Below are 25,293 nucleotides of genomic sequence, written 5' to 3' on the forward strand. Positions count from 1 at the left end.
TCCACCATGACCCCACCCATGTGGTAGTGGGCGGCCGGGGCCACCGGCACCGGTTCGCTCGCGAGGTCCAGTCCGTTGTCAGCGCATGCGCGCGCCACCGTCGGGAATCGGGATTCGACCCTGTCGGACAGCGACCCTGCGTCGAGAAACACCGATCCACCATCGCGCAGACGGCGCCAGACGGCGCGTGCAACCACGTCCCGTGGCGCGAGCTCGGCCTCCGGGTGCTCATCGAGCATGAATCGCGAGCCGGACTCGTCGATCAGGACGGCGCCGTCGCCACGCAGCGCCTCGGTGAGCAGCGGCATGGGCGAGCCGCCCACCGCGAGCGCTGTCGGGTGGAACTGCATGAACTCGAGGTCGGCCACGCGCGCACCCGCCCGGATCGCCATCGCCAAACCGTCGCCGGTCGCCTCGGCGGGATTCGTGGTGTGACTCCACAGCCACCCGATGCCCCCGGTCGCCAGCACCACCTCGGAGGCGGCGTACAGAACGTGACGGCCGCTTCGATCCACCGCCATGACACCGACCACCGCGCCGCGGTCGACGACCAGATCGAGGGCCAGAGTGTCCTCGTCGCGCGAAATGTTCCGAGCTTCACGAACCGCATCGGCAAGCGCCGACACAAGCTCGGCGCCGGTGGCGTCTCCAGCGGAATGGGCGATGCGATTCCGGCTGTGGGCCGCTTCACGTCCGAGGGCGAGACGCCCGTCACCACGGCGATCGAATTCGGCTCCGAGGACGAGTAGCTCGCCGATGCGGCCCGGACCATCCTCGGTGATTCTTCGCACGACCTCGGCATCGCAGAGGCCGGCACCGGCCTCGATGGTGTCCCGGGCGTGTCTGGCCGGCGAGTCATCGCCTCCGATCGCAGCCGCCACCCCCCCCTGCGCGAGCGGGCTCGAGCCTCCATTCGCGAAGGCGGTTTTGCCGACCATCACGACTTCACGCCCACGGGCATGGACAGCGGCGCTGAGTCCGGCCACGCCGCCGCCGATGATCAGCACCTCTGCTCTGCGAATCTCCTCCGGCGTAAAGATGTGAGTCCCCATGGCTTACCCTCGCACCCCGCGCCCGACCTCGAGCATGCGCTCGACCGACCGACGGGCGCGCTCGGCGACGTCCGGAGGCACCTCGACGGGGTGCTGCATCCTCTCGAGGCTGGTGACGATATTGTCGAGGGTGATGCGTTTCATGTGCGGGCAGATTGTGCAGGGACGGACGAACTCGACCTCGGGAAACTCCACTGCGACGTTGTCACTCATCGAACACTCGGTGATCATGACAACCTGCTGAGGACGGTGACGCCCGACCCAGTCGATCATGCCTGACGTCGAACCCACCATGTCCGCTGCCTCGAGAACGTCGAGGTCGCACTCCGGGTGGGCGATTACCTGAACACCCGGAAAATGCTGACGATATCTCTCGACATCTGCAACCGAAAACTGCTCGTGAACCTCGCAATGGCCGTTCCACAGGATCACCTCGACATCGGTGTTTGCCGCCACCCATTTCCCGAGGTACTCATCGGGCAGGAAGATCACGCGCTCTACTCCCAGCGATTCAACCACCTCGACAGCGTTGGCAGAGGTGCAGCAGACGTCGGTCTCGGCCTTGACCTCGGCCGAGGTGTTGACATAGGTCACCACCGGTACGCCGGGGTACTTCTCCTTGAGAGCTCGAACATCGGCCGCGGAGATCGACTCGGCAAGGGAACAGCCGGCCTCGAGGTCGGGGATGAGCACCGTACGGTCGGGGTTCAGGATCTTGGCGGTTTCGGCCATGAAGTGCACACCACACTGGACAATGACGTCAGCGTTCGTCTCACTCGCTCTTTTGGCGAGCGCGAGGCTGTCACCGGTGATGTCGGCGACGCCATGGAAAATCTGCGGCGTCTGGTAGTTGTGGGCGAGAATCACGGCATTTCGTTCGCGCTTCAGGCGATCGATCTCGAGGATCTGGGGCGCGTAGGCCGCCCATTCCACCTCCGGTATGAGGTGGCTCACCTTTGCGTAAATGGCAGCAGTTGCCGCGACTGCATCGGCCACACGCATAGAGCCGAACTCGCTGCGGGTCGTTTCAGTGTTCATGTTCACTCCATATACTCAAATTGAGTATTAAAAGGTCTCAACAAACGGCCGAATCTTCGGCCTCATCGTTATACTAATACTGAGTATAACGATTGTCAAGTCCCAGCTGCCGATTTTTTCTATCGCGCCGTGGGAAGACCGACCCCCGGCGCCGGCCGCTCGAGTAGGACCTCGCGCCGAAACCGGAAGAGTTCGGCCGGGCGTCCGCCAGTGCGGTGATCGCGCCGGCCCGTCCCTTCCACCAGCCCCCCCTGCTCCACCAGCCTGCGGAAGTTCTGCTTGTGGAGCCGTATGCCGGCTAGCGCTTCCACCGCTCGCTGCAGATTGAACAGGGTGAAGGTCTCCGGGATCAGCTCGAAGATCACCGGCCGGTAGCGGATCTTGGCGCGAATTCGACCCAACGCGGTGGCCAGAATCCGACGGTGGTCAAACTCCATCTCCAAGCCGAGGTGCTCCTCGCAACCGGACGTGCTGACCTCCTGACCTTCACGGACCCGATCTCGTACGGCCTCGCAGACGAGTCCGAGCTGGTAGAGCAGCTCGTAGCGATCGAGCACTCTCTCTCCGTCCCACGGGCTGTCCTCGAAACCGAAGCAGGCCGCGCGAGCCCGACGGAGTTCTCGCTCGGAAGAAGTCGCGCTCTCACCGACCCAACGTTCGAGGGCCGGGGTGATGTGTTCGTCGATCACTTTCGGTCGGCCCGACCGCCAATCTTCCCATGGCAGAAACCCATAGACGCGGCGCCACCTCGCGCCGAGCCCGTCGGTCGGCCGACTCTCCCTCACCAGTGCGAGATACGCTGCCGTGACCACCCGCGGACCGCCGTCGAGCTCCCGCGGATCGCGAAAGCGATCGGCGAACGTGTAGAGCTGCTCGACGTAGCCGAGCTCGAGGCCGGCATAGGTCCGCACCCACCGTCGAAGGGCGAGCTCCAGCGTTCGGTCCCCCGCAGGATCGAGAGGTCCGGTGGGCAAAGCGTCGAGCAGTCGCAGGCCTCGTTCATCGCCGACGTACCCTCCACCCTCGATCGGGGTTCCCTCCGGCAGCGAAACCGTCAACACCCTCGGCTGTCCTTCGGTGAGGGCGATGATCACCGCGTTGAGTCCGATGATGATCGAAGGGCTGCTGTCGGCCATTTCAGACATGGTGCGTCGCGCCGAGGGTAAATGCAACTCGCAGGCCACAATCAATTTTGAGTTTTGAGTTTTGAGTTTTGAGATTTGAGTTTTCAGTTCAGAGTTTTGAGTTGGCGCCCTGGCTCCGTTCAATGACGAGCGGTCATGTGGAGCAACTCAAAACTCATAACTCAGAACTCAACACTCTGTGCGGGTACAATGGCCATTCGCTGGAGGCGTTCGAAGTATGAGCCTGAACCGGGTCATCGAAATCGACGGGGTCGAGCTTCATCTGGCGCGACCCGTATCCAAGATCCCGCCGTGGATCGGTCAGCGGGAGGTGTTGCTCCAGCTCCTGGCGGCGTGGTCGTTGTTCTCGGATGACGATGCGCCACTCAACCCGCGCCTCCTGGGTAAGCCGGGCGTCGGTAAGACCACCCTGGCCTGCACCGCTGCCCGCGAGCTCGAACGAGAGATCTACATCCTTCAGGCAACCACCGACACCCGCCCGGAGGACCTCCTGGTGGCGCCGGTACTGGGGCCCGAGGGCGGGGTGCGCTACATGGCCTCTCCACTGGTCACCGCGATGGTGCGCGGCGGCGTCAGCATCCTCGACGAGGGCAACCGGATGAGCGAAAAATCGTGGGCCTCGCTGGCGCCGCTCCTCGACCACCGGCGATCGGTCGACAGCGTCGTCGCCGGCATCACGATTCCGGCGCACGAGGACTTCAGGTTCGCGACCACGATGAACGAGGACGCCTCCACCTATGAGGTCCCGGAGTACATCCATTCCCGTTTGATGCCGCAGATCACGATCGATTTTCCGGAGGAGGACGAGGAGCGGGAGATCCTCCGCGTGCAAGTGGCCGGAGTCGACGAAGAGGTCCTCGATTACGTGCTCGGCTTCCTTCGGGCCGCCCACCTCGCCGATCTCCGATTCTCGGTACGGGACGGAATCAACATCGCCCGCTATGCAATGAAGATCCTCCGGCGACGTGAGGCGGATAACGCAAAACGGGCGGTCGACATCGCCCTCCGCCTGGCAATTGGAGAAGAAGAAGCCGAACCATTTCGCCTCGCGACGGAGTGAATCAACGAGGAGCGCATTGGAGCTTCGACGACACCCATGCCGACCGCCTGTGAGGAGCGCTGGGCCGCATCGGCGACACCGGTGCCACTCGTCGCATTGTTATAGGCGCGCGTCTGATGGAAAAGCAACGTAGACAATGCGACGGGTGGCACCTTGCACACCGAAGCGCGCTTTGGGCTTTGGGTGGCAAGACGCACACCGATGCGAGACGCGCAACGAGTACCCATGAGTATTGATCTCGACGTTGTCGCCCCGGAAGCGATCCCGGGCGTTCGCATCCTCCCGGTCGTGCACGAGCGCGTCGATATCGCCCCGGTTGTTCGCCAGGCTCTTGAGGTGCTGCAGCCGATGGCGGTGGCTGTCGAGCTGCCGACGACGCTGGCTGACGCGGCGCGGACGGCAGTGGCCAGATTGCCGCTGATGTCCGCCGTGATTTCGGAGGAACCCGGCGAAGACGCGCTGGTGTGGATCGTGTCGCCCGGCGACCCTTTGGCCGAGGGCCTTCGCTGGGCAAACGAGAACGACCGGGAGATCCTGCTCGTCGACCCCGACATACGCTACGCTCACCGTCGTCACGATCAGCTTCCCGACCCGCACGCGATGCACACGACGGGAACCGATGTGTATTTCGAGGTCATTCGTTCCCTCGCCGGGTCGGCGGCTTTCGACGAACGCGACACCCTGCGTGAACAGGGTATGGCGTATCACCTTCAGCGAGCCAAGAACCGCGGAATCTCGCCCATCATCTGCCTGCTTGGCGCCGCCCACGCCGATCGTGTCGCCGAGCACCTCACGGGCCCGACAGCGCCGCCGCTCGCGCGGCAGCGGCGTTCGAATGTCCAACTCCGCCACCTCCACCCCGAGAGCCTGACCGCCGTTCTCCCGGACCCGCCATTGGCACACTCGGTTCACGAACACCTTCGCTCGGGTGATCTACCCCCCGAGCCGGACTTTTCCGCCACTGTCGCGCCCAGGCTCGATCTGCCGCTCGGTGCTCTCACCCTGGTCAGCGGCGGTAGGATCGAGGATCGGGCGAAACGTGCGCAGGCACTCGCCGCCTTCGCCGCCCACCACGGTTGCCGCGCGACCGACGTCGGGGGGGGGCAGGTCTGCGATCGTGCCACCCTGGCAGCCGTGGTCTGGCGGGTGGGTGCCGCCTCCTACTCGGTGCAGACGCGCAACGAGGTCAAACCGTGGCAGCGTCGGATGTTCTTCGACTTCACACGCCGTTACGCGCGCATACGGGGGCAGCTGATCGGTGGGCTCTACGAATGGGTCGTTGGGGCACGCGGTGTCGGTGACGACAACCTCGCCTGGGAGGTCTTTGACGCCGCCCGCTGTTTCCCCTGGCAGGAAGAGACCGCCGAAATCGAGACCGCTCGCATTGAAGGCGACCTCCTCGACCTCGGCACGCGGAAGGTTCGATTCCGCCGACGATTCATGAGGGTCAAGCAACGTCCGATCGCTGTCCCGGTGAAGAATCGCGTGACTACGGATGATCCCGGGGAGTGGCTGAAAGCGTTTTCCGGCGAAGGCATCTGCTCCTATCCCCCCGAGGACATCGTGGTCGAGGACTGGGGCCGGCATCTCAAGCAGCGGGCCGTTTCGGTGCTCAGCGCCGAGCGCACCCGTTCAGAACCCTTCACCACCAGCATTCTCGACGGCATCGACATTCGTGAGACTCTGCTTCATCTGCAAGACGGGAGGATCTGGGTCCGGGAACAGGGCCGCGACGTCGGCGCCGCGGGTTCGGTGGTGATGATCTTCGACGAGGACGCGAGCGGTTCAGAGTTTCCCTACATGATGAGCTGGCTCGGAGAGCACGAGCAAGAGTCCGACATGGCCCTGTACGCGACCGATCCTCTCCAGCAGGTCGTTGGCCCGGGCATCATGCGAGCCACCTACGGCGGTTTCATGCTCACCTATCCGCCCGGCCGTCTCTACGATGTCTGGCGTGATCCCGACTACCGGGCGGCTCGATCGAAGCCGGAGGTCCTGCTCATGGCGGCGATCGACTACAGCATCGACAAGCTCGTCGTGCACGTCGGCCCCCACCCTCCCGCCAGCCGGATACGGGACTATGCAACTGCCCATGCGAGGAAAATCGTCTACCTTCCGCTCGGCAGCCTGTCCCCGGTCAGCATCCGCAACGTCCGTGGATTCCACATCCTCGCCGGCCGTGACAAGCGGGAGATCGCCAAGGATTACGTGTGGTGACCGCAATACAATTCTCAATTCTCAATTCTCAATTCTCAATTTTGAGTTTTGAGTTTTGAGTTTCCACCCGCACGTCAGTATCCCGGGAGAGTGGGCAAAAATTCCGAATTCCGAATTCCGAATTCTCAATTCCGAATTCACATCCCTCGTCGCCGTCTCCCGGGGTAGGATTCGAAGTTCGGTTTGTCATCGAGTGACTCGCCCGCCGACATCCGCTGCGCAACCCAGGTGTAGTTCTCGCTACGGCTTCCCTCGGTTTCACGTGCGGCCTGCTCCTCGAGCGCGATCGCCTCCCTGACGGATCCGGTCAGGTAGAGAAGCCGCGCCAGCGTGTCGGCGGTCTCCGGTTCGGGTTTCAAAGCGTAAGAGTCCTGCGCGATCTCGATCGCGTGGTCGAGGTTCTGGCCGGAAAGGTAGAGCCTCCAGGCGACGTCATTGAGCATATTCGACTCGGCCTCTGCTCCGTGCTTGGCGTACCACCCGAGGTACACGTCCGCCGCGACATCATAGTGGCCGTTTCGAAACGCGAAATCGGCAACCGCAAACAGGGTGTCGGAGGACTCTGTTTGGAGGTCTGGAATCTCGAGAATATCGGCCGCGTCCTCGTGACGCGCCCGCCGCAGCTGTTCGGCCTGCTCTTCAGCCGACAGCTGGCTGATTCCCTCGCCCATCAACGCGCGGAGATTCGAGGTGCCAGCGGTGTCGGGAACATCGATCGATCGATTCCAGCCGCTTCGATAGAGCTTGGCTGCTCGTTGATAGACACGCCCGTGCAGCTGGCTGCGGGCGTCGAACATGAGCTTCCGACACAGGGTGAGGTCTTTGCCCTCGGTCGCTGCGTGAAAGGCATCGATTCGGCTGATTGCTCCTTCTGCGTCAGACCGCTCGAGCAATCCGGCAACCGCACGTTCGATGGCTTCGCGATCACCGGGAGAGTCCTCCAGCTGACGGAGACACGCGAGGAAGGTGTCACCGCTACGGATTCTCTCGAGGCGACTGAGGAACGTTTCTGGCGGAAGATAGCCGGTCACCCGGTCGAGCTCATTCCCCTCGGGATCGAGAAAAACCAACATCGGATAGCTGTCGACCCGGAAGCGGCGAGCAAGCTCGGCACCGTCCTCTTCACCGTTCCTTCTCATTGCGACAATTCTTGCCAGCTCACGTTGGACAACCGGAGCCGACAGGGTGTCTGCTTCGAGGCGCCGGCACCAGTTGCACCAGTCCACGTAGAACTCGATCATGACCACCGTGTTCAGCTCGCCCGCCTTCGCTTGAGCCGAAGTCAGATCTCCGTCAAACCAGAGATCCGACGAGTCACGCTGGCAGGCAAAAACGGCCACCGTCGCCACGATCGCCAGCGGTATCAAAGCCCTAGTCTGCATACCTCACCAACTTTCTGCTGCGGCCGCAAATCTGCCGCAATCTGCGGCGTTTGCTCGCATCGGGCTGCTCGACGTACCGTCAAGTACGACTCCGCGGCCCTCAGGTCGCAAACACCTCATCTCACAGCAGCTTCCCGGCCTCGCGACGAATGCTGGTGAGATATGCAGGCTCATCATCCAGCGCCTCCGGATTGATCACTTTGCAGCCAACCGCCCTCTCATAGTGTGCCGGAGCCTGGCAACAGGTTTCGCTCGAGGAGGTGGAATCGGGAGTTCCATTTGCCGGCCGCCTCCACCTCAACCTACGTCACCGCAGCTGATGGGTTGCAGGCGCACCCCAAATATCAACCGCTCGAAATTTCCACCCTTGGGGGTCATTCAGCGCGAAGAGCATCCACCGGGTCCATTTCCGCGGCCCGACGCGCCGGGACAACTCCGGAGACGATTCCAACAACCAGACACATCAGCAATGCAGCGACAACCGCCACCGCCGGCGTGCTGAGAGGCAGGCCGGGCACCGCGGTCGTCGCCAGCGCGATCATCGCGAATCCTGCCATCAGCCCGAGAATTCCGCCGGCCACCGCGAGCAACACCGATTCGAGGAGGAAAAGCCCCTGCACCGTACTCTGCTGCACTCCGAGAGCACGCAAGAGGCCGATCTCGTTGGTCCGTTCGTGAACTGAGATCCACATAATGGTGAGAATACCCATTGCCCCGACGATCAACGACACCCCGGCGATCCCTGAAACCGCGATCGTGATCATGCCAACGACCTTGCCGAAGGTGTCGAGCATCTCAGTCTGAGTGGTGATGGTGAAGTCTTCCTCACCACGGTGACGGCGCATCAGCGTCGATCGAATCCCCTCCACCACTTCGGGAATGATGTCGGTGCTCGCAGCGACGATGTCGATCTCGACCAGTTCGTCGACGTCGAAGAGATCCATCGCGCTGGCCACCGGAACGTAGACCGTGTCATCGAAATCGAAACCGAGCATCTGGCCCTTGGCTTCCATCACGCCGATAACGAGAAAGGTCGATCCACCGATTCGCACTCTTCTGCCGAGCGGTGATTCCTCGTCGAAGAGTTCGTGGGAAAGCTTCGCACCGAGGACCGCGTATGAGCTTCGACGATTGGGATCCATCGGCGGCAGGAAGGACCCCTGTGAGACTCCGAGGCGGAATCCCTTGGCCGCCTCCCAGCCGACACCTTGAACGAAAACGCTGCGGCCTCGCCCACCTCCTTCGACACGCGCCTGTCCGAAGGCCACCGGGACCACTTCGTCGACACCGGGGATACGGCGCAGTGCCTCGGCGTCGTCTATCGTCAGCTTGTGAGTCGTGCCGCCGAGGACTCCCGGCATTCCGAGCGTTTTCACCTTTCCCGGATTGACCGCGACAATGCTCGTGCCGAACTGGGTGAACTGGTTGACGATGTAGTCCCTCGTACCCTCACCGAGCGAGGTGAGGAGAATCACCGCGGTCACACCTATGGCCACCCCGAGCGCGGAAAGAAAGGAGCGCAGGCGCTGACCTCGAATCGCTCCCCCGACGAACCGGACAAGTTCGATTACGTCCATCCGGCCACCCACGCAATTAGGAATGAGGAATTAGGAATGAGGAATGCCACCCAACCACCCGGACTATTTCCTCTGGGGTGGTGGGTGGAAATTCCGAATTCCGACTTCCTAATTCCTAATTCGTACGTCATCTTCCCACCAGGGCTTCGACGGGGTCGAGTCGGGCGGCGCGACGAGCGGGCACGACACCAAAGAACACTCCGACCACCACCGAGACGATAAGTGAGGCGATCACCGCCCACGTCGGGGTTGCCGCAGGGAAGGTGGGGTAGACGCCGGTGAAGGCCCTGACCGCCAACGAGCCGACTGCCAGACCTGTCAGGCCTCCAAGCAGCGAGAGCACGACCGCCTCGGCGATGAATACCCCGAGGATCTGGGTGGTACTCGCTCCCAGCGCCTTGAGAAGACCGATCTCGCGGCGGCGCTCCGACACCGCCACCAGCATGACATTCATGATGCCGACCCCGGCCACCGTCAGCGAAACCGAGGCGATCGCGGCCAAGGCGAGGGTGAGCACCCCGAGGATGGAATCGAGCGTGTTGACCACGGCGTCCTGCGTAATGACGGTGACATCCTCGGTTCGATGGCGATCTGCGAGGAGGTCGAGGACCGCCTGCTTCCCGGCATCGAGATCCTCTCCGGGATACAGCTCGATGAGAATCCTGAAAAGGGAGGTCCTGTTGAAGACCCGCATCGACGTGCGTACCGGGATCATCACCAGGTCGTCGAAGTCGAACCCGAGCGAGCGACCGCGCGGCGCGAGCACACCGACGACACGGAACCGCCACTCGCCCAGTCGCACTACCTTGCCGAGTGGACTCTCGCCGGGGAAGAGCTCATCGGCCACCTTGATTCCGAGCACCATCTCCGACCCGCCCCGATTCGGATCGCCGGGAGGCAGGTACTGACCAGCAGCGACCTGCAGCCTGCGCACCTCGAGCAACTCGTTGGTGGTGCCGATGACTGGCACCGCGCGGGATCTGCCGGCGTAGCGAACGGTCTCTTCTCCGGTCGCCAGCGGCGCGGCCCGCAAAACCTGCGGGATCCGAATCGTAACCGCCTGATAGTCCTCGATCGTCAAGTCGTTGACAACGCCACCGAACGGCATCATGCCGGTCGTCTCGACCCTGCCCGGCAAAACAACCAAGAGCTTCGAGCCTAGGGCGCTGAACTCCTGTACTACGTACTGCCGCGCCCCTTCACCGAGCGCGGTCAGGGCGACGACTGCAGCAATGCCGACCGCCACGCCGGCGACCGAGAGGCCCGTCCGCAGGCGATGGCCACGCAGGGCGCCTACGGCGAACGCGATCAGCTCACCGAACGCCATCCCTCCCCCCACCCACCCACGAAATTAGGAAGAAGGAATGAGGAATGAGGAATTTCACCCACCCACCCGATTCGTCGAGTCCAGCGTGGGCGGCGGGTGGGAATTCCTAATTCAAAATTCATGATTCCTCATTCGAGAATCATTTCTTCTCCACGATCGCACCGTCATCCATGCGGACTGCAGACCGTGCCCGCACTGCGACCTCGGGATCGTGGGTCACGAGGACGACTGTCTGCCCCTCCTCGTTCATCCTGCCCAACAGATCCATGACCTCGATCGCAGCCGCCCGGTCGAGATTGCCGGTGGGTTCGTCGGCGAGCAGAAGTCCGGGCTCCATGACGACCGCTCGCGAAATCGCAACCCGTTGTCGCTGCCCGCCCGAAAGCTGGTCGGGTCGATGGTGGGCGCGGTCGGCCAGTCCCACCGCCTCGAGCGCGCGGGCCGCCCGCTGGCGGCGCTCGGAGCGCGGTACTCCGGCAAAGAGCATCGGCAGCTCGACGTTGCCCTGGGCGGTCAGCCGTGGAAGGAGATGGAAGAATTGGAAGACGAAACCGATTTCCGTCTGCCGCAACCGCGTACGTTCGATGTCGGTCAGCGAGCCGACATCGCGACCATCGAACGAGTAGGTCCCGGAGGTCGGCCGGTCGAGGCAACCGAGGATGTTGAGCAGCGTCGACTTCCCAGAGCCCGACGGACCCATCACCGCCAGATAATCTCCCTTGCCGATTTCGAGGGAGACATCACGCAGGGCATGCACGTCCGAGTCCCCGACGTGGTACGTGCGCCACAGATCTTTCAACACGATCATTCGTTCGTACCCGAACGAAGAAATTTCGAATTTCGGATTTCGAATTTCGGATTTCCCACCCATCCCCGCCTGGGAACAGGCGGCAGCGGAGACAAATCCGAATTCCGAATTCCGAATTCCGAATTCGGCTTCACTGTTCTTTCTCCTCCGCACGGGCGCCAGCCCTGATATCCGGGGAGTTGCGGACAACAACCACCTTTTCGCCGACCTTGAGCCCTTCCAGGACCTCGGCGTAGCGCCAATTCCGGAGGCCGACCCCGATCTCCTTCTCGACCAGCAATCCGTCCTCCAGCACCAGGACCTTGCTGCCTTCAGCCACCGCCGAGGCCGGGATTCGCAAGGTGTTCTCCCGACGGTCGAGGATCAGCTCGACATCGGCCGAGGTGCCCGGAAGGACGCCCTCGATGGCGGCCGGGTCGGACAATTCGACCTCCACCTCGACGGTGCGATTCTGCTCCAGGACATCGAGCACATACGGGGCTACCCGTGCAACGCGCCCTTCGAAGGTCTGGTCCGGCCGCGAGTCCACGGTCACCCGAACCGCGAGGCCGGTGCTCAATCTTTCGGCATCGACCTCGTCAATCGGACCGCTGATATAGATCGAGGCCGGATCGAGAAGATCGATGACCGGCGGGATCGGCAGGCCCGGCGGCGATGGCATGATGTACTCGCCGATCTCGGTGCTGACCTCCGCAACCTTACCCGCAAAGGGTGCGCGAAGCTCGGTGAACTGAAGCTGTACCTCGGCGGCAATGACCCTCGATTCGGCCTGCCCGACCGATGCGCGGGCCGCAGAGCAGGCGGCGAGGGTCCGGTCGCGGTCGGTGCGCAGGATATCGAGATTCTGGTCACTAGCGATGCCCTGGGCGTGAAGCTTCTCGACACGCACGAGCTCCTTTTGCGCGAGCTCGGCCGCGAGACACGCTTCGTCCGCCTGCGCCCTCGCGGCATCGACCGCCGTTCGCGCTGAAACCAGCTCGGCCCGCTGAGCGCGACTGTCGAGCACGACCACGACCTCGTCGGCTTCCACCCGATCGCCCTCCCGATGCGGCAGGGCTACGACGAGACCTCCGATCTGGGGTGAGAGCTCGGCCCGCCGTCGAACCTTGACGGTGCCCGCACGGGTGTTGGTGACCGTCTCCTCCACCAGGCCCAGCTCGGCCTCCGCAGTCCGAACCTGGACGATCTCCGGGGCGAAGACCACGTAGCGGAAAACCACGAAGAGGGCCACCGCCGCGATTGCTGCGAGGATCCATCTGGATTTTTTCATGACAATGAATTCTACTCCGGCGACCCGCAGGGGTTGCGGAGAACCCGAGTGTTTTGAGCCATCGTCGAAACAGGCTACAGTTGCCCGTCCGCATTCTCTTCGGAGGGAGTACCCATGAGCGAGGAAAACGACAATATCCAGACCCCGGAAACTCCAGAAGAGAAGCCGTCCTGGCGGTTCCCGCGGACCTTCTGGACCGGCAACGCAGCCGAGCTCTGCGAGCGAGCCGCCTACTACGGTACCTTCATCGCACTTCGCACCTACCTGATTCGTGTGGTCGGCCTCGATGATGTTCAGGCCGGCGTGGTCGCGGGGCTCTTCGGCGGCTGGATCTACCTGGTGCCGTTCTTCACCGGCGCAGCCGCCGACCGGATGGGATTCCGTAAGGCCTTGATCTTGGCGTTCGCCCTTTTGACCGTCGGCTATGGGAGCCTCGGCGTCTTCCACACGCTCGGGCCTGTCCTCGTCGGCCTGGCCCTGATCGTCCTCGGCGGCGCGTTCGTCAAACCCGTGATCACCGGAACCGTCGCCAAGTCCTCGGACTCCATCAACCGCGCTCGCGCCTTTTCCATCTTTTACATGGTGGTCAACATCGGTTCCTTTACCGGCAAGACGGTGGTTGCCCCGATGCGGATTCAGATGGGCGTGGAGACCGTTCCGTACTTCTCCGCCGGCGCCTGTCTCTTTGCTCTTGTTCTCGTCATGCTCATCTACAGGCCGCCGGACGACAGTGACGCCCAGCCGAAAAACCTGCGCGAAACCCTCCAGGGCATGTGGATGGCGATGAGCAACATGCGCTTCCTCGCCCTGATTCTCATCACCGCCGGATTCTGGGCAATCCAGGGCCAGCTCTACGCCTCGATGCCTGACTACGTGTTGCGGATGGCCGGAGAAACCTACAAGCCGGAGTGGTACGCCAACGTCAACCCGCTGGTTGTCGTTCTCTTCGTGGTCGCCATCACCCAGCTCGTCCGCACCTGGAAGCCTCAGAATTCGATGCTGGTCGCGATGGGCCTGATTCCGCTGTCGTCCCTTTCAATGGCCTCCTCCTCGTGGTTCGACGGCAACGTCAACCTGTTTGGCATCGAGGTCCACCCGATCACTCTCATGATGGTGATCGGCATCGCCATTCAGGGCCTAGCCGAGTGCTTCCTGTCGCCCAAATGGCTCGAGTTCGCCTCCAAGCAGGCGCCTCGCGGAAAGGAAGGCGTCTTTCTGGGTTTTGCCCACGTCAACACGTTCTTTGCCTGGATGTTCGGCTTCATTTTCTCCGGCTACCTGCTCAAGACCTACTGCCCCGAACCGACGACCCTCGCGCCGGCAATCCAGAAGCAGCACGCCCTTGCTCTCGCCGGTCAGGCGCCGATGCCCGAGGTCTACGCCCACGCCAACTATCTGTGGTACGCCTATGCCGGAATCGGTCTGTTGTCGTTTTTCGCCCTGATTGTGTTCATCTGGGTAACAAACCGGATCGATGATGCGAGAACCGCAGAGGCGGATACTGCGTAGATTCTTGTGGGGGATCAGAGGATGATACAGCACCGCGCATTTACGGTTCTCACTGCCTGTGCCCTGTTTGTCGCTGCGTGCGGGGTGAACGCATCGATAGACATTGCTGACGGAGAGACCGTGACCGGCGGCAAGGCCACGGTCAACGGCAGCGTCCATATCGGAAGCGGCAGCAAGGTGCAGGGCGACTGCCAAACGGTCAATGGGCGTGTCACGGTGGGAGACGGCTCCGAGGTCGGCGGATTGCAGTCAGTCAATGGCTCGATCACGATCTCGCAGAACGTCTCAGTGGACGGGGACCTCGGAACGGTCAACGGTTCGATTCACGCCGCCGAGAACGTCGCGGTTGACGGAGAGATCGAGACCGTGAACGGCTCCGTGACCTGCAGCGCAGGGGGTTCGGTCAGGAAGGACATCTCGACCGTCAACGGCTCTATCCACTTGACGCGTACCGAGCTCGGCGGCGATATCACGACTGTCAACGGATCGGTGACGTTGGCCGATGGCTCGCGGGTGGCCGGCAGTGTCATCATCAAGGGCAGCTCGAGCGGTTTCGGCTCCAAATCCGCCATCGAAATCAGGATCTCTGACGGCTCGGTTGTCGAGGGAGACATCGTTGTCCGCGATAGCAAACGCAAGGTCACGGTAATTCTCTCGGGAGGCGGCCGAGTGGAGGGCGAGATCCGGGACGCAGAGCTGATCGAAGAGAGCTCCTGAGTTTGAATCGATTACCACTCATTCTGAAATAGCAATGGAGAAAAGGAGTAGAGGGGGCACAGGAGGGGGTCACCAACTGCCCTTTCTCCTCTTCTCCTCTTCTCCTCTTCTCCTTTTCCCCTTTTCTCCGCTGCTCCCCTGCTCAAACCGAAATGATCTGCCCGTTGACATCTTTCGCATTTCGGTAATAAAATGTATTACCGATTTCCGGAGGAACGCATGGCAACTCTTGGCGGCAAGCAGCAGATTGTGACCTTCAAGGCCGAGGAGGCACTGGTCGAGGCCATGGAAAAGATTGCGAATCGCTCGGAGTTCATCCGCTCGGCGATCCTCGCGGCCCTCGACGGGGTGTGCCCTCTATGCCACGGCACCGGCGTTTTGAACCCTCACCAACGGCGTCACTGGGAAGAGTTCAGCCGAACTCACCGGGTCGAACGATGTGAGCAGTGTGACGAGGGCAGGCTCGTTTGTGCCGCGTCAGAGGTTTGAGCGGAACCGTAGAGATGATTCGCCGAATCACACACCTCGGACTGCTCCTGCTGGCCTCTCTCGGAAGCACGGCCAATGCGGGTCAGGTCGTTTTCACCAGCATCCCACCGCAGGAATGGCTGGTCGCAAGCCTCGCCGGAGACCTCGTCCAGACCGAGGTTCTCCTACCGCCCGGAGCGTCACCGGCAACCTACGAACCCACGCCAAAACAGATGGCGGCCCTCGACAGGTCGCAGCTCTACCTGCAGATCGGCGTCCCGTTCGAGCATGCTCTGCTCGACAAGATCAGCAGCTTGATGCCCGACCTTCGGGTCGTCGACTGCCGGATGGGCGTGGAGCTCGAACCGATGGACAGCGGCGCGCAACATCACGGACCCGGCGCGACGGATCCACACATCTGGCTCGATCCAGAACGCATGAAGATCATCGGCAGAAACACGGCAATTGCCCTCGAGGGCCTGCTACCGGAAAAAACCTCGATAATTGAAGAGCGGCTTGACACCCTCATCGAAGACCTGGATGCAACCGACCGCAGGGTGGCCGCTGCCCTTGCTCCCCTCATCGGCCGCAGGGTGATCGTCTTTCACCCCGCGTTTGGCTATTTCACGCGGCGCTACGGCTTGATTCAGACAGCCATCGAGTTCGAGGGCAAGGCACCCTCGGCCAGGCGCCTCGCGTCGATCATCGAGGAGATGGACGCGTGGGAGGCACGCGCCCTCTTTTTCCAACCACAGTTCTCGAGGTCGAGCGCCGAGCGGGTGGCTCGGGCTCTCGGCTGCGAGATCATCGAGCTCGACCCTCTGGCCGGCAACTACCTCACGAACCTGGAGCACATGGCACGCCAAATTGCAGGAGCGCTCGGGTGACCGAGCACCAGAATCCTCCCGTGGTCGAGATCCGCGACCTCGGCTATCGCTACGACGGCGGCCCCCCGGTGCTCGAGGATGTCAACCTCGAGATCGCGTCCGGCGATTTCGCCAGTGTCATCGGACCCAACGGCGGCGGCAAGACGACCCTGGTCAAGCTGATCGTCGGCCTGCTCACGCCGACCACGGGGCGGGTGAGAGTCTTCGGTGTATCGCCGCACAGGGCGAGTCCCAGAATCGGCTACATGCCGCAGCACGCCATGATGGATCCCCGCTTCCCCGTCAGGGCAATCGATGTCGTCCTGATGGGCCGCCTCGGCATCGGAAGAATTTTCGGCAGGTTCGGTCGCGAGGACCGAGCCGCCGCCATCGCGGCGCTTCGCACCGTCGGTCTCGAGGACTCCGGCAATCGGCCATTTTCGGATCTTTCGGGCGGACAGCGACAACGTGTGCTGCTCGCGCGAGCGCTCGCCACAGACCCGGAGCTGCTGCTGCTCGACGAGCCCGCCGCCGGACTTGATCACAAGGTCGAGCAGGACTTCTTCGATCTTCTTCAGGAGCTCAACCAACGCCTCACCATCATCCTCGTGACCCACGATCTCGGTTTCGTCGCGGGCTTCGTCCGCACAGTGATCTGCGTGCACGGACAGGTCGACATTCACACCACCGCGGAGCTCGACGGCCGCACCATATCCGAGATCTACGACGGCGACGTGCGCATGGTGCAGCATGGCCTCCGGAGCGAGCACTGATGGAATTCCTCAACGCGGTGCTCGATTTTCAGTTCCTCCGCCACGCATTGGTAGCCGGCGCCCTCGCCGGAATTGCCTGTGGTGTCGTGGGATCGTACGTCGTCGTTCGCCGCATCACCTACATCGCCGGCGCCATCGCCCACTGCGTCCTCGCCGGGCTCGGTGTCGCCCGCTGGCTCAGCGTCGCCCGCGGCTGGCCGGTCTCACCGGCCCAGGGAGCGGTGGTGGCGGCGGTTGGGGCCGCACTCATCATCGGGATCGTGAGCCTCAAGGCCCGGGAACGGGAGGACACGATCATCGGCGCCGTGTGGGCTATCGGCATGGCCGTGGGCATTCTTTTCATCGCGATGACGCCGGGTTACCACGAGGACCTCATGTCCTATCTCTTCGGCAACATTCTTCTGATCGGCGGCGGAGATTTGTGGGCCATGGCGATCCTCGACGTCGTCATTCTGGTTGTCGCTCTGGGTCTCTATCCTCAGCTCGAGGCCGTGTGTTTTGACGAGGAGTTCGCCCGCCTGCGAGGCCTCAATGTAGAAATCTACGTCCTCGTACTGCTCGTACTGACCGCCCTGACGGTGGTTCTCCTGGTCAGCGTTGTCGGAATCGTGCTCGTGATCGCCCTCCTCACCCTGCCGCCCGCGATCGCCGGCCAGTTCACGACCACCCTGCGCAGCATGATGGCTCTTGCCTCAGTGCTCGCAGTCTCGTTCACCACGGCCGGCCTCGCCGTGAGCTACTCCCCCGACCTCCCCGCAGGCGCAACGACCATCGTCATCGCCGGTGGCGCTTACCTCGGTTCACTTCTCCTCAAGCGTGTCGTCACCGCATTTCGTGCCTGAGACCGACCCGTCGACAGCGTCAAACATCTGTCAATCAGGGGCTTAAGGAGCGAACACGGCTATAATACCTGCGCAGGCCGTGAGCGGCCGGGAGGAAATTCAATGCAAACCCAGCCAATATGGAAGTCCGCGATCATGACCGCGACGCTGATGGTGGTGTCCACTGCGTGGGCACCTGCCGAAGCCGGGGAACGTTGCTGTTTCAACAACTTCAGATACTCGGGCGGGTGCATGGTCGTCACCGGCGGTGACGAAACCTGCGGCGATGTTCTGGCGTATCTCAACGACTTCAACAGCGTGGGCAGGTACTACTGCGACAACACGATGATCCGGGGTGGATGGTCGCTCAGCGACTGCGGAAATCCAGCCATGAATACGCAACCGAACGTCATCCCTGAAGCCGCGCAACCCGCGCCGCCATCCACGATGAAGCCGGTCAATCCTACGATCACCGAACCCCAGACCGCACCGGCGGCACAGGCGCCAAGTCTGATGCAGGTATCGGCGCCGCTCGAGGTCCGGGTCGCCTCGGACGTCGGTTCGGACAGTCACGGCGCGGGTCAGACGGTGACCGGAACGCTCGAGGAAGACCTGGTTTCCGGCGACACCGTTATCGCCCCGGCCGGCAGCGAGGTCCTCTTCCGCATCGTTCCCACGAGCTATTGGGAGGACGGCGCCGGGGACGCGTTCGAGATCCAGGCGACTGCAATCAAAGCCGGTGACGAGGTCATTCCGATCAGCGCGGTCGCCGTCGGCACCTCGGGCGCCGAGCTCAATATTCCCGAAGGTTCACTGGTGAGCTTCGAGACGAGAGCGGCCGACCAATACGCGGCGGAAGAAAAAGCCCTCGCGTCCTTCACCGACATGTGGATGAAGGCATTCAACACGCAGGATATCGATTCGATGACCGCCCTCCACGCTGAGGACGCCGTTTTGTTGCCACCCGATGCGCCGGCGGTTTTCGGCCGCGATGGGATCCGCTCCGCATACGTCGACCTATTTGCGGCAGGCTTCGCCATCGAACTCGAGGACCTCGAGATCAAGGTCAGCGGCAACCTCGGGTACAAGGCCGGCCGCTACCGCATGACCGACAAGACGGGCTCGCTGGTCGACCGTGGAAAGTACATCGACATCTGGTCGAAGAAAGACGGGCAGTGGCTCTTGCACCGCGACATCTGGAACAGCAGCATGCAGAAGACCACCGACATCGAATAGAGTCGCATTCAGAATCATTGTTCGAGGGGCCTTCGGGCCCCCCTACTTTTTTTTCGTCGCTTGGGGCTTGGGGCTTGAGGCCTGCGGGTCCGCTACAATGCCGTCTGCCAACAGCACCTAATCGAACGTCAACTCCGGACACGGGGGCACCATCATGATGATCACCACAAACGGGCCCGCGACATTGCCGCGGTGTGTGGGCTTCACCCTGCTCATTATCGCCGCCTGTACCATGAATCCTGCGACCGGGAGTCGTCAGCTCACTCTGCTGTCCGAGGCGCAGGAGATCGAGATCGGAGCTCGTACCCACCCGGAGGTCCTGGCGTCTTTCGGCACCTATGATGATCCCGAGTGGCAGGCTTACGTACAGCAGCTCGGATCGACGATCGCGGCGACCTCGGAACGGCCGGAGCTGGAATGGACCTTCACCGTCCTCGACGACCCGGTGGTCAATGCGATGGCGCTCCCCGGTGGGTACATCTACGTCAACCGGGGCATTCTCGCCCACTTCAATTCAGAGGCCGAGCTGGCGTCGGTGCTCGGCCACGAGATCGGGCATGTCACCGCGCGCCATTCGGTCGAGCAGATCAGCCGGGCTCAAATCGCGCAGCTCGGTGTCGGGATCGCCGCGATCGCAAGCTCCGACTTCCGCGATTTGGCCGGTCTCGCAAATCAGAGCGTCGCTCTCCTCTTCCTGAAGTTCGGTCGCGACGATGAAAATCAGTCGGACGCGCTCGGCCTCCGCTATATGACCCGAGCCGGCTACGATCCGCGCGAGATGCCAAAGGTCTTCTCGACGCTGGATCGGGTATCGACGTCTCATGGCCTGCGGGCAACGCCGCAATGGCTGTCCACTCACCCTGATCCGGGGAACCGGATCGAGAACATTGATGCCCTGATCGACCGGTTGCCTTCTGAGCAGCGACACGGCACGATCGGCCGCGAACCCTACCTTCGACGCCTCGTCGGAATGGTCTACGCCGACGATCCGCGCCAGGGATACACGATCGGCCACACCTACTACCATCCCGAGCTCGCGTTCAAGATCGAGTTCCCCGAACAGTGGCGGATCATCAACCAGCGGCAGGCTGTCGGGGCTCTGAGCCCCGGCCGCGATGCAGTCGTTGTCTTGACCCTCTCCGGAGAGGAATCGCCGCAGGCGGCGTACGAGGCTTTCTTTGCCCAGGAAGGCGTCCAACGCGGTCCGAGCGACGGGCGCGGGCTCTACTCTTTTCAGAGTGTCGACAGCCAGACCCAGCAAATCCGCTCCCAAGGTCTTATCGGCTTCGTCTCGCACGGCGGCAGAATCTACCAGCTGATGGGTTACACGGGCGGCGATCTGTGGGTTAGCTACGCCGACACCATGCAACGGAGCCTATCCAGCTTTGCAGAGGTGACGAATCGTCGCTACCTCGAGGTCACGCCCGCATCGATAGACGTGGTCGAGCTCCCGCAGAACATGACCCTGACCGAGTTTGCCCGGCGCTATCCCTCGACCGTCGAGGTCGAGGAGTTGGCGACCATCAACGCGGTTCGCGCGGACACGGTTTTGGAGAAGGGACAGCTGGTGAAGCGGATCGTCGGGGGAGAGTTGCCAACCAATTGAGAGTGTAGAGATGAGAGGTGAGAATTCCGGCCCCCCGGGTTTGCGGGGGCGCCTCTCAACTCTCAACTCTCAACTCTGAACTCTCAACAACTCTTGGTTTCCGCAGAACCCACAGATAGGTCGGAAACGCCCAGTACGCGAACGTCAAGGTCGCGTTGGCCGCCCTTTGCGTGAGAGAGCCCGGTACAACCATGTCGGTCGCTTCGAATCGCCACGGATCGCGAACTACCTCCCCGGTGTAGTCGGTCACGTCGAAGCTCTGCACAAGACGTCTGAGTCCCTCGAGAGTGCGGTGGGTTTCGTAACGTTGCTGACCCCGCCCCGAAAATCGAACATAGAGATCTGCGATCGGTTTCGGAAACACCGTGACGAGTGGGAGGTTGTAGTGGCCGTCCCAGATCCGGAGCCTGTTCTCCGCAGCGAAATAACACATGCCTCCGGGGCGCAGCACACGGTAGATCTCATTCAGCATCCTTTGGGCGTCGGGCACGTGCTCGTAAATATGCGTGCACGTCACGAGATCGAACTCATTCTGCGCGAACGGCAGGTCCATCGAATCGCCGACCCGATAGCTGAGGTTGTCGGCGCAACGGTTCCGGATCGCCCACTCGATGGCGCCGTCGTCGATATCGATGCCAACGACCTGGCCGAAGTACTCCGCATAGTGACGGGTCAGGATGCCGGTCGAACAGCCGATGTCGAGAAGGCGAGTCTGACCGGCTTCGATGCCGTCACATCGGAGGGCATCGAGCAGGATCGCAACCGTCTTTCGCGCCTTCTGGAGGCGCCCCGGTTCGTCGAACATCGTCTCGGGATGAAGCGCGGAGAAATCTCGTTGATACTCCGCTCCATCGTGGATGTTTCGGGAATCGTCTACCACAGACCGGGTTCTCCGTCGTACGCCAATACTACATCGAGCCCCGCAACCTCACCGGCCGAGATTCACGCGTCGACGTGAGGCCGCTCGAGGCGAGTCATGAGCTCGAGGAAATCGGTATCCCCGACCGCCTCGAATCCGGCGTCACGAAAGCGCGAAACGATGTCGTCGACGACCAGCTCGACCGGCCGCTGACGAATCTCGTGGCCCTCCGGAAGAAAGGCCGCGATAACATCTCCCAATCGGATATCGCCGAGCGACCTGGCAGGCACGATACCCTCTTCGCCGGAACCAACCGCGACTCTTCGGGCAAGGCCTTCGGTCACGAGGCGATCTATGTGGCTGTCCACAGACCCCGTGGCCAGCATGAAACGGCGGGAGAGTTCGTCCGATGTCGGTGGGTCTCTCCCATCTTTGAATCGCTGCGCGATCAACAAGAAAAGCTGAAGCCCGGTCGGCATGCGGTCACAGCCATCAAGATCACCCGCCGCTTGGTTCCGAATCAGGGCCGCGAAGTGTTGGTGGACGAATGCAATCTCCAGTCCCAGAAGTACGATGATCCAGGTTATGTAGAGCCAGATCAGGAAAATGGGAATCACGGCCAGCGACCCGAAGATCGTCGAGTAACGGACCGACTGCCCGACAGAGTTGGCGAATACGTGCTTCCCCAGCTCCCAGAGGATGCTGCCGATCAGGGCGCCTAGCGCCGCGCTCTTGATCTGGACCCTGGTGTATGGAATCACCCTGTACATCAGCCAGAACGCGAGGAACGAGAGAGAGAGTGGAAAGAGCCACGAACCCAGCGTTTCGAGCATCCCCGGGTCGAAGGGCACGTCACTGAGGATCGCCGCCTTGATACGGGCCGACATGGTGATGCTCGTACCGAGCAGGAGAGTGCCGAAGACCAGCACCGAGGTATACGACGTGAGCTTCGAGATGAGCTTCCGCCGGGTGGTGACGTGCCAGATCTGGTTGAAGTTCGATTCAATATTGTCGAGCAGGAGAATCGAGGCCAGAATGAGGAACAGGAAGCCGATCAACCCCATCCTGCTCGCGCTTTCGGCAGACTGGTTGAGGTATTGGAGAATCACCTCGTGGCTCGTCGGCAATAACTGGCTGAAGAGGAAATCCTGAACGTACTGCTTGACGTCGTCGAAAGCACCAAAGGCCGAGAAGAGGGCGAAAGCAACCGCTACCAACGGCACTGCGGCAAGCAGCGACGAGTAGGCCAGCCCCGAGGCCCTGATGATCACCTTGTCGCGTTGCAGCTCGCGCCAGGTTGCCTTCACGAACTGCACGGTCCGGATCACCGCCTGCTCCCACTTCGGGAGCGCGCGAAGATCAAGGCGGTTCATATGGCCGGCAAATCGCATGATTCTCCAGAGTCCAATGATAGTCGAATCCTGAAACCGAGACGTTCCGGTAGAATGCACCAATCGTGAAATCTTCGAAAAGACAGGAGGTCCGTCATGAAAACCCTTCGAGTATCAGTGGTCGCGTTGGCCTGTGCTCTGTGCCTCACCGGAGTCAGCTTCGGTGCCGACAGCGAAACGAGCACCAGCGCCGAGCAGCAGGAGCCGTGCTGCTTCGAGAACCCGCGTTTCAGTGGCGTATGCAAGGTCACCCCCGGGCCCGACGAGACCTGTGCCGACATCCTCGCCTACCTCAACAATCCGAACAGCGCCGGCAGGACCTACTGCGGCAACACGAAGGTCCGAGGTGGCTGGACGCAGGTCCAATGCGAGCAGCCGTCGACGACGACCGACTCTGATCACGAGACCAGCCGGAAGTGAAGAACGGGCGCCGACATGAACATTCCCACGACGGTCTTGATACCAGCAGCGCTGGTTCTCGTACCGACTTTCAGTGAGGCGGCCGACCCGCCGACGATTGCCGAGCTCTTTCTCCGGGTCAACCCCGCCGTGGTCGAGATCGCCACCGTCGAACAGGTGGCCGCCGGCCAGGGAACCGAGGCGAAGGTCGCCGCGGGCAGTCTCGGCTCGGGTTTCCTGGTCTCCTCCAACGGCCAGATCATGACCGCCGCTCACGTCGTGCAGGTCGCGGACAAGGTGTCGGTGCGGTTCGTCACCGGTGACGTCGTAACGGCCAGGGTCGTCGCCTCCGACCCCGGGTCCGACGTCGCGCTGATTCAGGCCGACTCCCTCCCGGCTGGCATCGAGCCGGTGGTTCTCGGCGATTCGAACACCGCCGCAGTCGGTGACCAGGTGTTCGTCATCGGCGCACCATACGGCATAGCGCATACGCTGACGGTCGGGCACGTCAGCGCCCGAAGGACTCCCAAGCAGCTCTTCGGCGGTCTCGAACCGGTCGAGATCCTGCAGACAGACGCGGCCATCAACCAGGGCAACTCGGGTGGCCCGATGTTCAATATGCGCGGCCAGGCAATCGGTATCGTCAGCCACATCCTCTCATCGAGTGGGGGCTTTCAGGGCCTCGGTTTTGTCGTCACCTCGAACCTCGCACGGCTGGTGCTGCTCGATGACCCGACACCGTGGACCGGCCTCGACGGCGTCCTGATCGAAGGGTCGATCGCGCGCGCCCTCAATCTTCCGCAGGGCGCCGGGATATTGGTCGAAGCTGTTGCCGCCGGTTCACCGGCCTCCGCCATCGGACTCCGCGCCGGGTCGCTCAGTGCGCAGATCGGAGGAGAGCCCTTGACCCTTGGCGGCGACGTGATTCTGTCGATCAATGGCATCGTCATCGGCAGCCCCGATTTCGGCCACAGAATCGACGAGACGAACCGGAACCTCGAAGCAGATGATTCGTTCACCCTCAGGGTGCTGCGCGACGGTGCCGAGATCGAGCTCAAACGAACGGTGTCGGCACTCGGACTGGAATACTGAGCCACGAAATACGAACCCTGCACAACGGGTTTCCTTGAGACAGACACTGATTCGACTTCAGGAGGAGTCCATGAAGAGAAAAGCTCTCGCAACTTTCGCCGCTGTCGTCATCCTCGGCCTCACCGTTACAGCCGGTGCTCACTGCCAGATTCCGTGCGGGATCTACGACGACGAGCTCCGGGTGCAACTCATCGAGGAACACATCAGCACGATCGAAAAATCCATGAATCAGATCAACACCCTGGGCGCCGCAGAACCAGTCAACTACAACCAGCTGGTTCGCTGGGTCGACAACAAAGAGCACCACGCACAGGAAATTCAGGACATCGTCACGGCCTACTTCATGGCGCAACGGATCAAGCCGCCGGAGAACCATGGAGATGAAGAGGCCAACACGATCTACATGCACCGCCTCGCCCTGCTCCACCACATTCAGATCCACGCCATGAAGGCCAAGCAGAGCACCGACCTCGAGCAGGTCAAGACTCTCCGCAGTCTGGTCGCCGAGTTCCGCAAAGCGTACTTTGGCGAAGAGGGCAAGCACGAGCACTAGCACGAATTCGGAATTCGGAGTTCGGAATTCCCATCCACCCTCCCCGTGTGGTCGATGTTCCGGGTGGGTGGGCGGCATTCCTAATTCCTAATTCAGAATTCCTAACTCGCTATTCGTGACGTGATTC

General features: G+C 62.2%; 23 protein-coding genes. 13 read left to right on the plus strand and 10 right to left on the minus strand.

Annotation, left to right across the window (positions count from 1 at the left end):
• The 3 genes from LJE93_09830 to LJE93_09840 all read right to left on the minus strand — a co-directional run.
• On the minus strand, positions 1 to 1,052 hold a 1,052-nt coding region (locus tag LJE93_09830), incomplete at its 3' end, for an FAD-binding protein (protein ID MCG6949197.1).
• 3 nt (positions 1,053 to 1,055) lie between these two features.
• A complete protein-coding gene (gene nadA, locus LJE93_09835) occupies positions 1,056 to 2,090 on the minus strand; it encodes a quinolinate synthase NadA (GenBank protein ID MCG6949198.1) in 1,035 nt (344 codons plus the stop codon).
• Positions 2,091 to 2,209: 119 nt separating this feature from the next.
• A complete protein-coding gene (locus LJE93_09840; protein ID MCG6949199.1) occupies positions 2,210 to 3,226 on the minus strand; it encodes a hypothetical protein in 1,017 nt (338 codons plus the stop codon).
• A gap of 226 nt (positions 3,227 to 3,452) precedes the next feature.
• Between LJE93_09840 and LJE93_09845 the strand changes: the two genes are divergently transcribed.
• Both LJE93_09845 and LJE93_09850 read left to right on the plus strand, forming a co-directional pair.
• Positions 3,453 to 4,295 (plus strand): MoxR family ATPase, encoded by an 843-nt coding sequence (locus tag LJE93_09845; protein MCG6949200.1) that lies wholly within the window; start codon positions 3,453 to 3,455, stop codon positions 4,293 to 4,295.
• A gap of 225 nt (positions 4,296 to 4,520) precedes the next feature.
• A complete protein-coding gene (locus LJE93_09850) occupies positions 4,521 to 6,512 on the plus strand; it encodes a hypothetical protein (GenBank protein ID MCG6949201.1) in 1,992 nt (663 codons plus the stop codon).
• A 137-nt stretch (positions 6,513 to 6,649) separates the two neighbouring features.
• Here LJE93_09850 and LJE93_09855 read toward each other — a convergent pair whose 3' ends face one another.
• From LJE93_09855 to LJE93_09875, 5 genes are all read right to left on the minus strand, one after another.
• Positions 6,650 to 7,894, minus strand: a complete 1,245-nt coding sequence (locus LJE93_09855) for a thioredoxin fold domain-containing protein (GenBank protein ID MCG6949202.1) — start codon at positions 7,892 to 7,894, stop codon at positions 6,650 to 6,652.
• A 374-nt stretch (positions 7,895 to 8,268) separates the two neighbouring features.
• Positions 8,269 to 9,471: an ABC transporter permease gene (locus LJE93_09860; GenBank protein MCG6949203.1), complete on the minus strand. Its 1,203-nt coding sequence runs from the start codon at positions 9,469 to 9,471 to the stop codon at positions 8,269 to 8,271.
• Positions 9,472 to 9,598: 127 nt separating this feature from the next.
• Complete coding sequence (locus LJE93_09865) at positions 9,599 to 10,798, minus strand: ABC transporter permease (protein ID MCG6949204.1); 1,200 nt, start codon at positions 10,796 to 10,798, stop codon at positions 9,599 to 9,601.
• A 139-nt stretch (positions 10,799 to 10,937) separates the two neighbouring features.
• Positions 10,938 to 11,606: an ABC transporter ATP-binding protein gene (locus LJE93_09870; protein ID MCG6949205.1), complete on the minus strand. Its 669-nt coding sequence runs from the start codon at positions 11,604 to 11,606 to the stop codon at positions 10,938 to 10,940.
• 130 nt (positions 11,607 to 11,736) lie between these two features.
• On the minus strand, positions 11,737 to 12,876 hold the full coding sequence (locus tag LJE93_09875) for an efflux RND transporter periplasmic adaptor subunit (GenBank protein MCG6949206.1): 1,140 nt from the start codon (positions 12,874 to 12,876) through the stop codon (positions 11,737 to 11,739).
• A 114-nt stretch (positions 12,877 to 12,990) separates the two neighbouring features.
• Here LJE93_09875 and LJE93_09880 point away from each other — a divergent pair, with 114 nt between their 5' ends.
• The 8 genes from LJE93_09880 (at position 12,991) to LJE93_09915 (ending at position 20,872) form a co-directional block, all read left to right on the plus strand.
• Entirely contained in the window at positions 12,991 to 14,385 is a 1,395-nt protein-coding gene (locus LJE93_09880; protein MCG6949207.1) for an MFS transporter, read from the plus strand.
• A gap of 21 nt (positions 14,386 to 14,406) precedes the next feature.
• Positions 14,407 to 15,102: a hypothetical protein gene (locus LJE93_09885; protein ID MCG6949208.1), complete on the plus strand. Its 696-nt coding sequence runs from the start codon at positions 14,407 to 14,409 to the stop codon at positions 15,100 to 15,102.
• A 219-nt stretch (positions 15,103 to 15,321) separates the two neighbouring features.
• A complete protein-coding gene (locus LJE93_09890; protein ID MCG6949209.1) occupies positions 15,322 to 15,591 on the plus strand; it encodes a CopG family transcriptional regulator in 270 nt (89 codons plus the stop codon).
• Positions 15,592 to 15,605: 14 nt separating this feature from the next.
• Positions 15,606 to 16,457 carry a zinc ABC transporter substrate-binding protein gene (locus LJE93_09895; protein MCG6949210.1) on the plus strand — a complete coding sequence of 284 codons (852 nt, stop codon included), beginning with the start codon at positions 15,606 to 15,608 and terminating at the stop codon, positions 16,455 to 16,457.
• Complete coding sequence (locus LJE93_09900) at positions 16,454 to 17,209, plus strand: ABC transporter ATP-binding protein (GenBank protein MCG6949211.1); 756 nt, start codon at positions 16,454 to 16,456, stop codon at positions 17,207 to 17,209. The genes LJE93_09895 and LJE93_09900 overlap by 4 nt, the downstream gene beginning before the upstream one ends.
• Positions 17,209 to 18,051 (plus strand): metal ABC transporter permease, encoded by an 843-nt coding sequence (locus LJE93_09905; GenBank protein MCG6949212.1) that lies wholly within the window; start codon positions 17,209 to 17,211, stop codon positions 18,049 to 18,051. The genes LJE93_09900 and LJE93_09905 overlap by 1 nt, the downstream gene beginning before the upstream one ends.
• Positions 18,052 to 18,153: 102 nt before the next feature.
• Entirely contained in the window at positions 18,154 to 19,266 is a 1,113-nt protein-coding gene (locus LJE93_09910; protein MCG6949213.1) for a DUF4440 domain-containing protein, read from the plus strand.
• A 154-nt stretch (positions 19,267 to 19,420) separates the two neighbouring features.
• Positions 19,421 to 20,872, plus strand: a complete 1,452-nt coding sequence (locus tag LJE93_09915; protein MCG6949214.1) for a M48 family metalloprotease — start codon at positions 19,421 to 19,423, stop codon at positions 20,870 to 20,872.
• Positions 20,873 to 20,927: 55 nt separating this feature from the next.
• Here LJE93_09915 and LJE93_09920 read toward each other — a convergent pair whose 3' ends face one another.
• Together LJE93_09920 and LJE93_09925 are read right to left on the minus strand one after the other, a co-directional pair.
• Positions 20,928 to 21,752, minus strand: coding sequence for a class I SAM-dependent methyltransferase (locus LJE93_09920; protein MCG6949215.1), 825 nt, complete (start codon positions 21,750 to 21,752; stop codon positions 20,928 to 20,930).
• A gap of 62 nt (positions 21,753 to 21,814) precedes the next feature.
• A complete protein-coding gene (locus tag LJE93_09925; protein MCG6949216.1) occupies positions 21,815 to 23,122 on the minus strand; it encodes a YihY family inner membrane protein in 1,308 nt (435 codons plus the stop codon).
• 96 nt (positions 23,123 to 23,218) lie between these two features.
• Between LJE93_09925 and LJE93_09930 the strand changes: the two genes are divergently transcribed.
• The 3 genes from LJE93_09930 to LJE93_09940 all read left to right on the plus strand — a co-directional run bounded on the left by LJE93_09930 (position 23,219) and on the right by LJE93_09940 (position 25,166).
• Positions 23,219 to 23,542: a hypothetical protein gene (locus LJE93_09930; protein ID MCG6949217.1), complete on the plus strand. Its 324-nt coding sequence runs from the start codon at positions 23,219 to 23,221 to the stop codon at positions 23,540 to 23,542.
• Between the two features lie 15 nt (positions 23,543 to 23,557).
• Positions 23,558 to 24,613 carry a trypsin-like peptidase domain-containing protein gene (locus LJE93_09935; GenBank protein ID MCG6949218.1) on the plus strand — a complete coding sequence of 352 codons (1,056 nt, stop codon included), beginning with the start codon at positions 23,558 to 23,560 and terminating at the stop codon, positions 24,611 to 24,613.
• Positions 24,614 to 24,683: 70 nt separating this feature from the next.
• Positions 24,684 to 25,166: a superoxide dismutase, Ni gene (locus LJE93_09940; protein MCG6949219.1), complete on the plus strand. Its 483-nt coding sequence runs from the start codon at positions 24,684 to 24,686 to the stop codon at positions 25,164 to 25,166.
• Positions 25,167 to 25,293: the final 127 nt, after the last annotated feature.

The sequence above is a fragment of the Acidobacteriota bacterium genome (assembly GCA_022340665.1).
Lineage (GTDB): Bacteria > Acidobacteriota > Thermoanaerobaculia > Thermoanaerobaculales > Sulfomarinibacteraceae > Sulfomarinibacter.

What these genes read in the sequence shown, in the direction of transcription:
- LJE93_09860 (MCG6949203.1), bottom strand. Translation starts at nt 9,471, where the DNA reads ATGGACGTAATCGAACTTGTCCGGTTCGTCGGGGGAGCGATTCGAGGT.
- LJE93_09935 (MCG6949218.1), top strand. Translation starts at nt 23,558, where the DNA reads ATGAACATTCCCACGACGGTCTTGATACCAGCAGCGCTGGTTCTCGTA.
- LJE93_09890 (MCG6949209.1), top strand. Translation starts at nt 15,322, where the DNA reads ATGGCAACTCTTGGCGGCAAGCAGCAGATTGTGACCTTCAAGGCCGAG.
- LJE93_09865 (MCG6949204.1), bottom strand. Translation starts at nt 10,798, where the DNA reads ATGGCGTTCGGTGAGCTGATCGCGTTCGCCGTAGGCGCCCTGCGTGGC.
- LJE93_09850 (MCG6949201.1), top strand. Translation starts at nt 4,521, where the DNA reads ATGAGTATTGATCTCGACGTTGTCGCCCCGGAAGCGATCCCGGGCGTT.
- LJE93_09930 (MCG6949217.1), top strand. Translation starts at nt 23,219, where the DNA reads ATGAAAACCCTTCGAGTATCAGTGGTCGCGTTGGCCTGTGCTCTGTGC.
- LJE93_09910 (MCG6949213.1), top strand. Translation starts at nt 18,154, where the DNA reads ATGCAAACCCAGCCAATATGGAAGTCCGCGATCATGACCGCGACGCTG.
- nadA (MCG6949198.1), bottom strand. Translation starts at nt 2,090, where the DNA reads ATGAACACTGAAACGACCCGCAGCGAGTTCGGCTCTATGCGTGTGGCC.
- LJE93_09905 (MCG6949212.1), top strand. Translation starts at nt 17,209, where the DNA reads ATGGAATTCCTCAACGCGGTGCTCGATTTTCAGTTCCTCCGCCACGCA.
- LJE93_09940 (MCG6949219.1), top strand. Translation starts at nt 24,684, where the DNA reads ATGAAGAGAAAAGCTCTCGCAACTTTCGCCGCTGTCGTCATCCTCGGC.
- LJE93_09880 (MCG6949207.1), top strand. Translation starts at nt 12,991, where the DNA reads ATGAGCGAGGAAAACGACAATATCCAGACCCCGGAAACTCCAGAAGAG.
- LJE93_09875 (MCG6949206.1), bottom strand. Translation starts at nt 12,876, where the DNA reads ATGAAAAAATCCAGATGGATCCTCGCAGCAATCGCGGCGGTGGCCCTC.
- LJE93_09855 (MCG6949202.1), bottom strand. Translation starts at nt 7,894, where the DNA reads ATGCAGACTAGGGCTTTGATACCGCTGGCGATCGTGGCGACGGTGGCC.
- LJE93_09870 (MCG6949205.1), bottom strand. Translation starts at nt 11,606, where the DNA reads ATGATCGTGTTGAAAGATCTGTGGCGCACGTACCACGTCGGGGACTCG.
- LJE93_09925 (MCG6949216.1), bottom strand. Translation starts at nt 23,122, where the DNA reads ATGCGATTTGCCGGCCATATGAACCGCCTTGATCTTCGCGCGCTCCCG.
- LJE93_09840 (MCG6949199.1), bottom strand. Translation starts at nt 3,226, where the DNA reads ATGGCCGACAGCAGCCCTTCGATCATCATCGGACTCAACGCGGTGATC.
- LJE93_09895 (MCG6949210.1), top strand. Translation starts at nt 15,606, where the DNA reads ATGATTCGCCGAATCACACACCTCGGACTGCTCCTGCTGGCCTCTCTC.
- LJE93_09845 (MCG6949200.1), top strand. Translation starts at nt 3,453, where the DNA reads ATGAGCCTGAACCGGGTCATCGAAATCGACGGGGTCGAGCTTCATCTG.
- LJE93_09915 (MCG6949214.1), top strand. Translation starts at nt 19,421, where the DNA reads ATGATGATCACCACAAACGGGCCCGCGACATTGCCGCGGTGTGTGGGC.
- LJE93_09885 (MCG6949208.1), top strand. Translation starts at nt 14,407, where the DNA reads ATGATACAGCACCGCGCATTTACGGTTCTCACTGCCTGTGCCCTGTTT.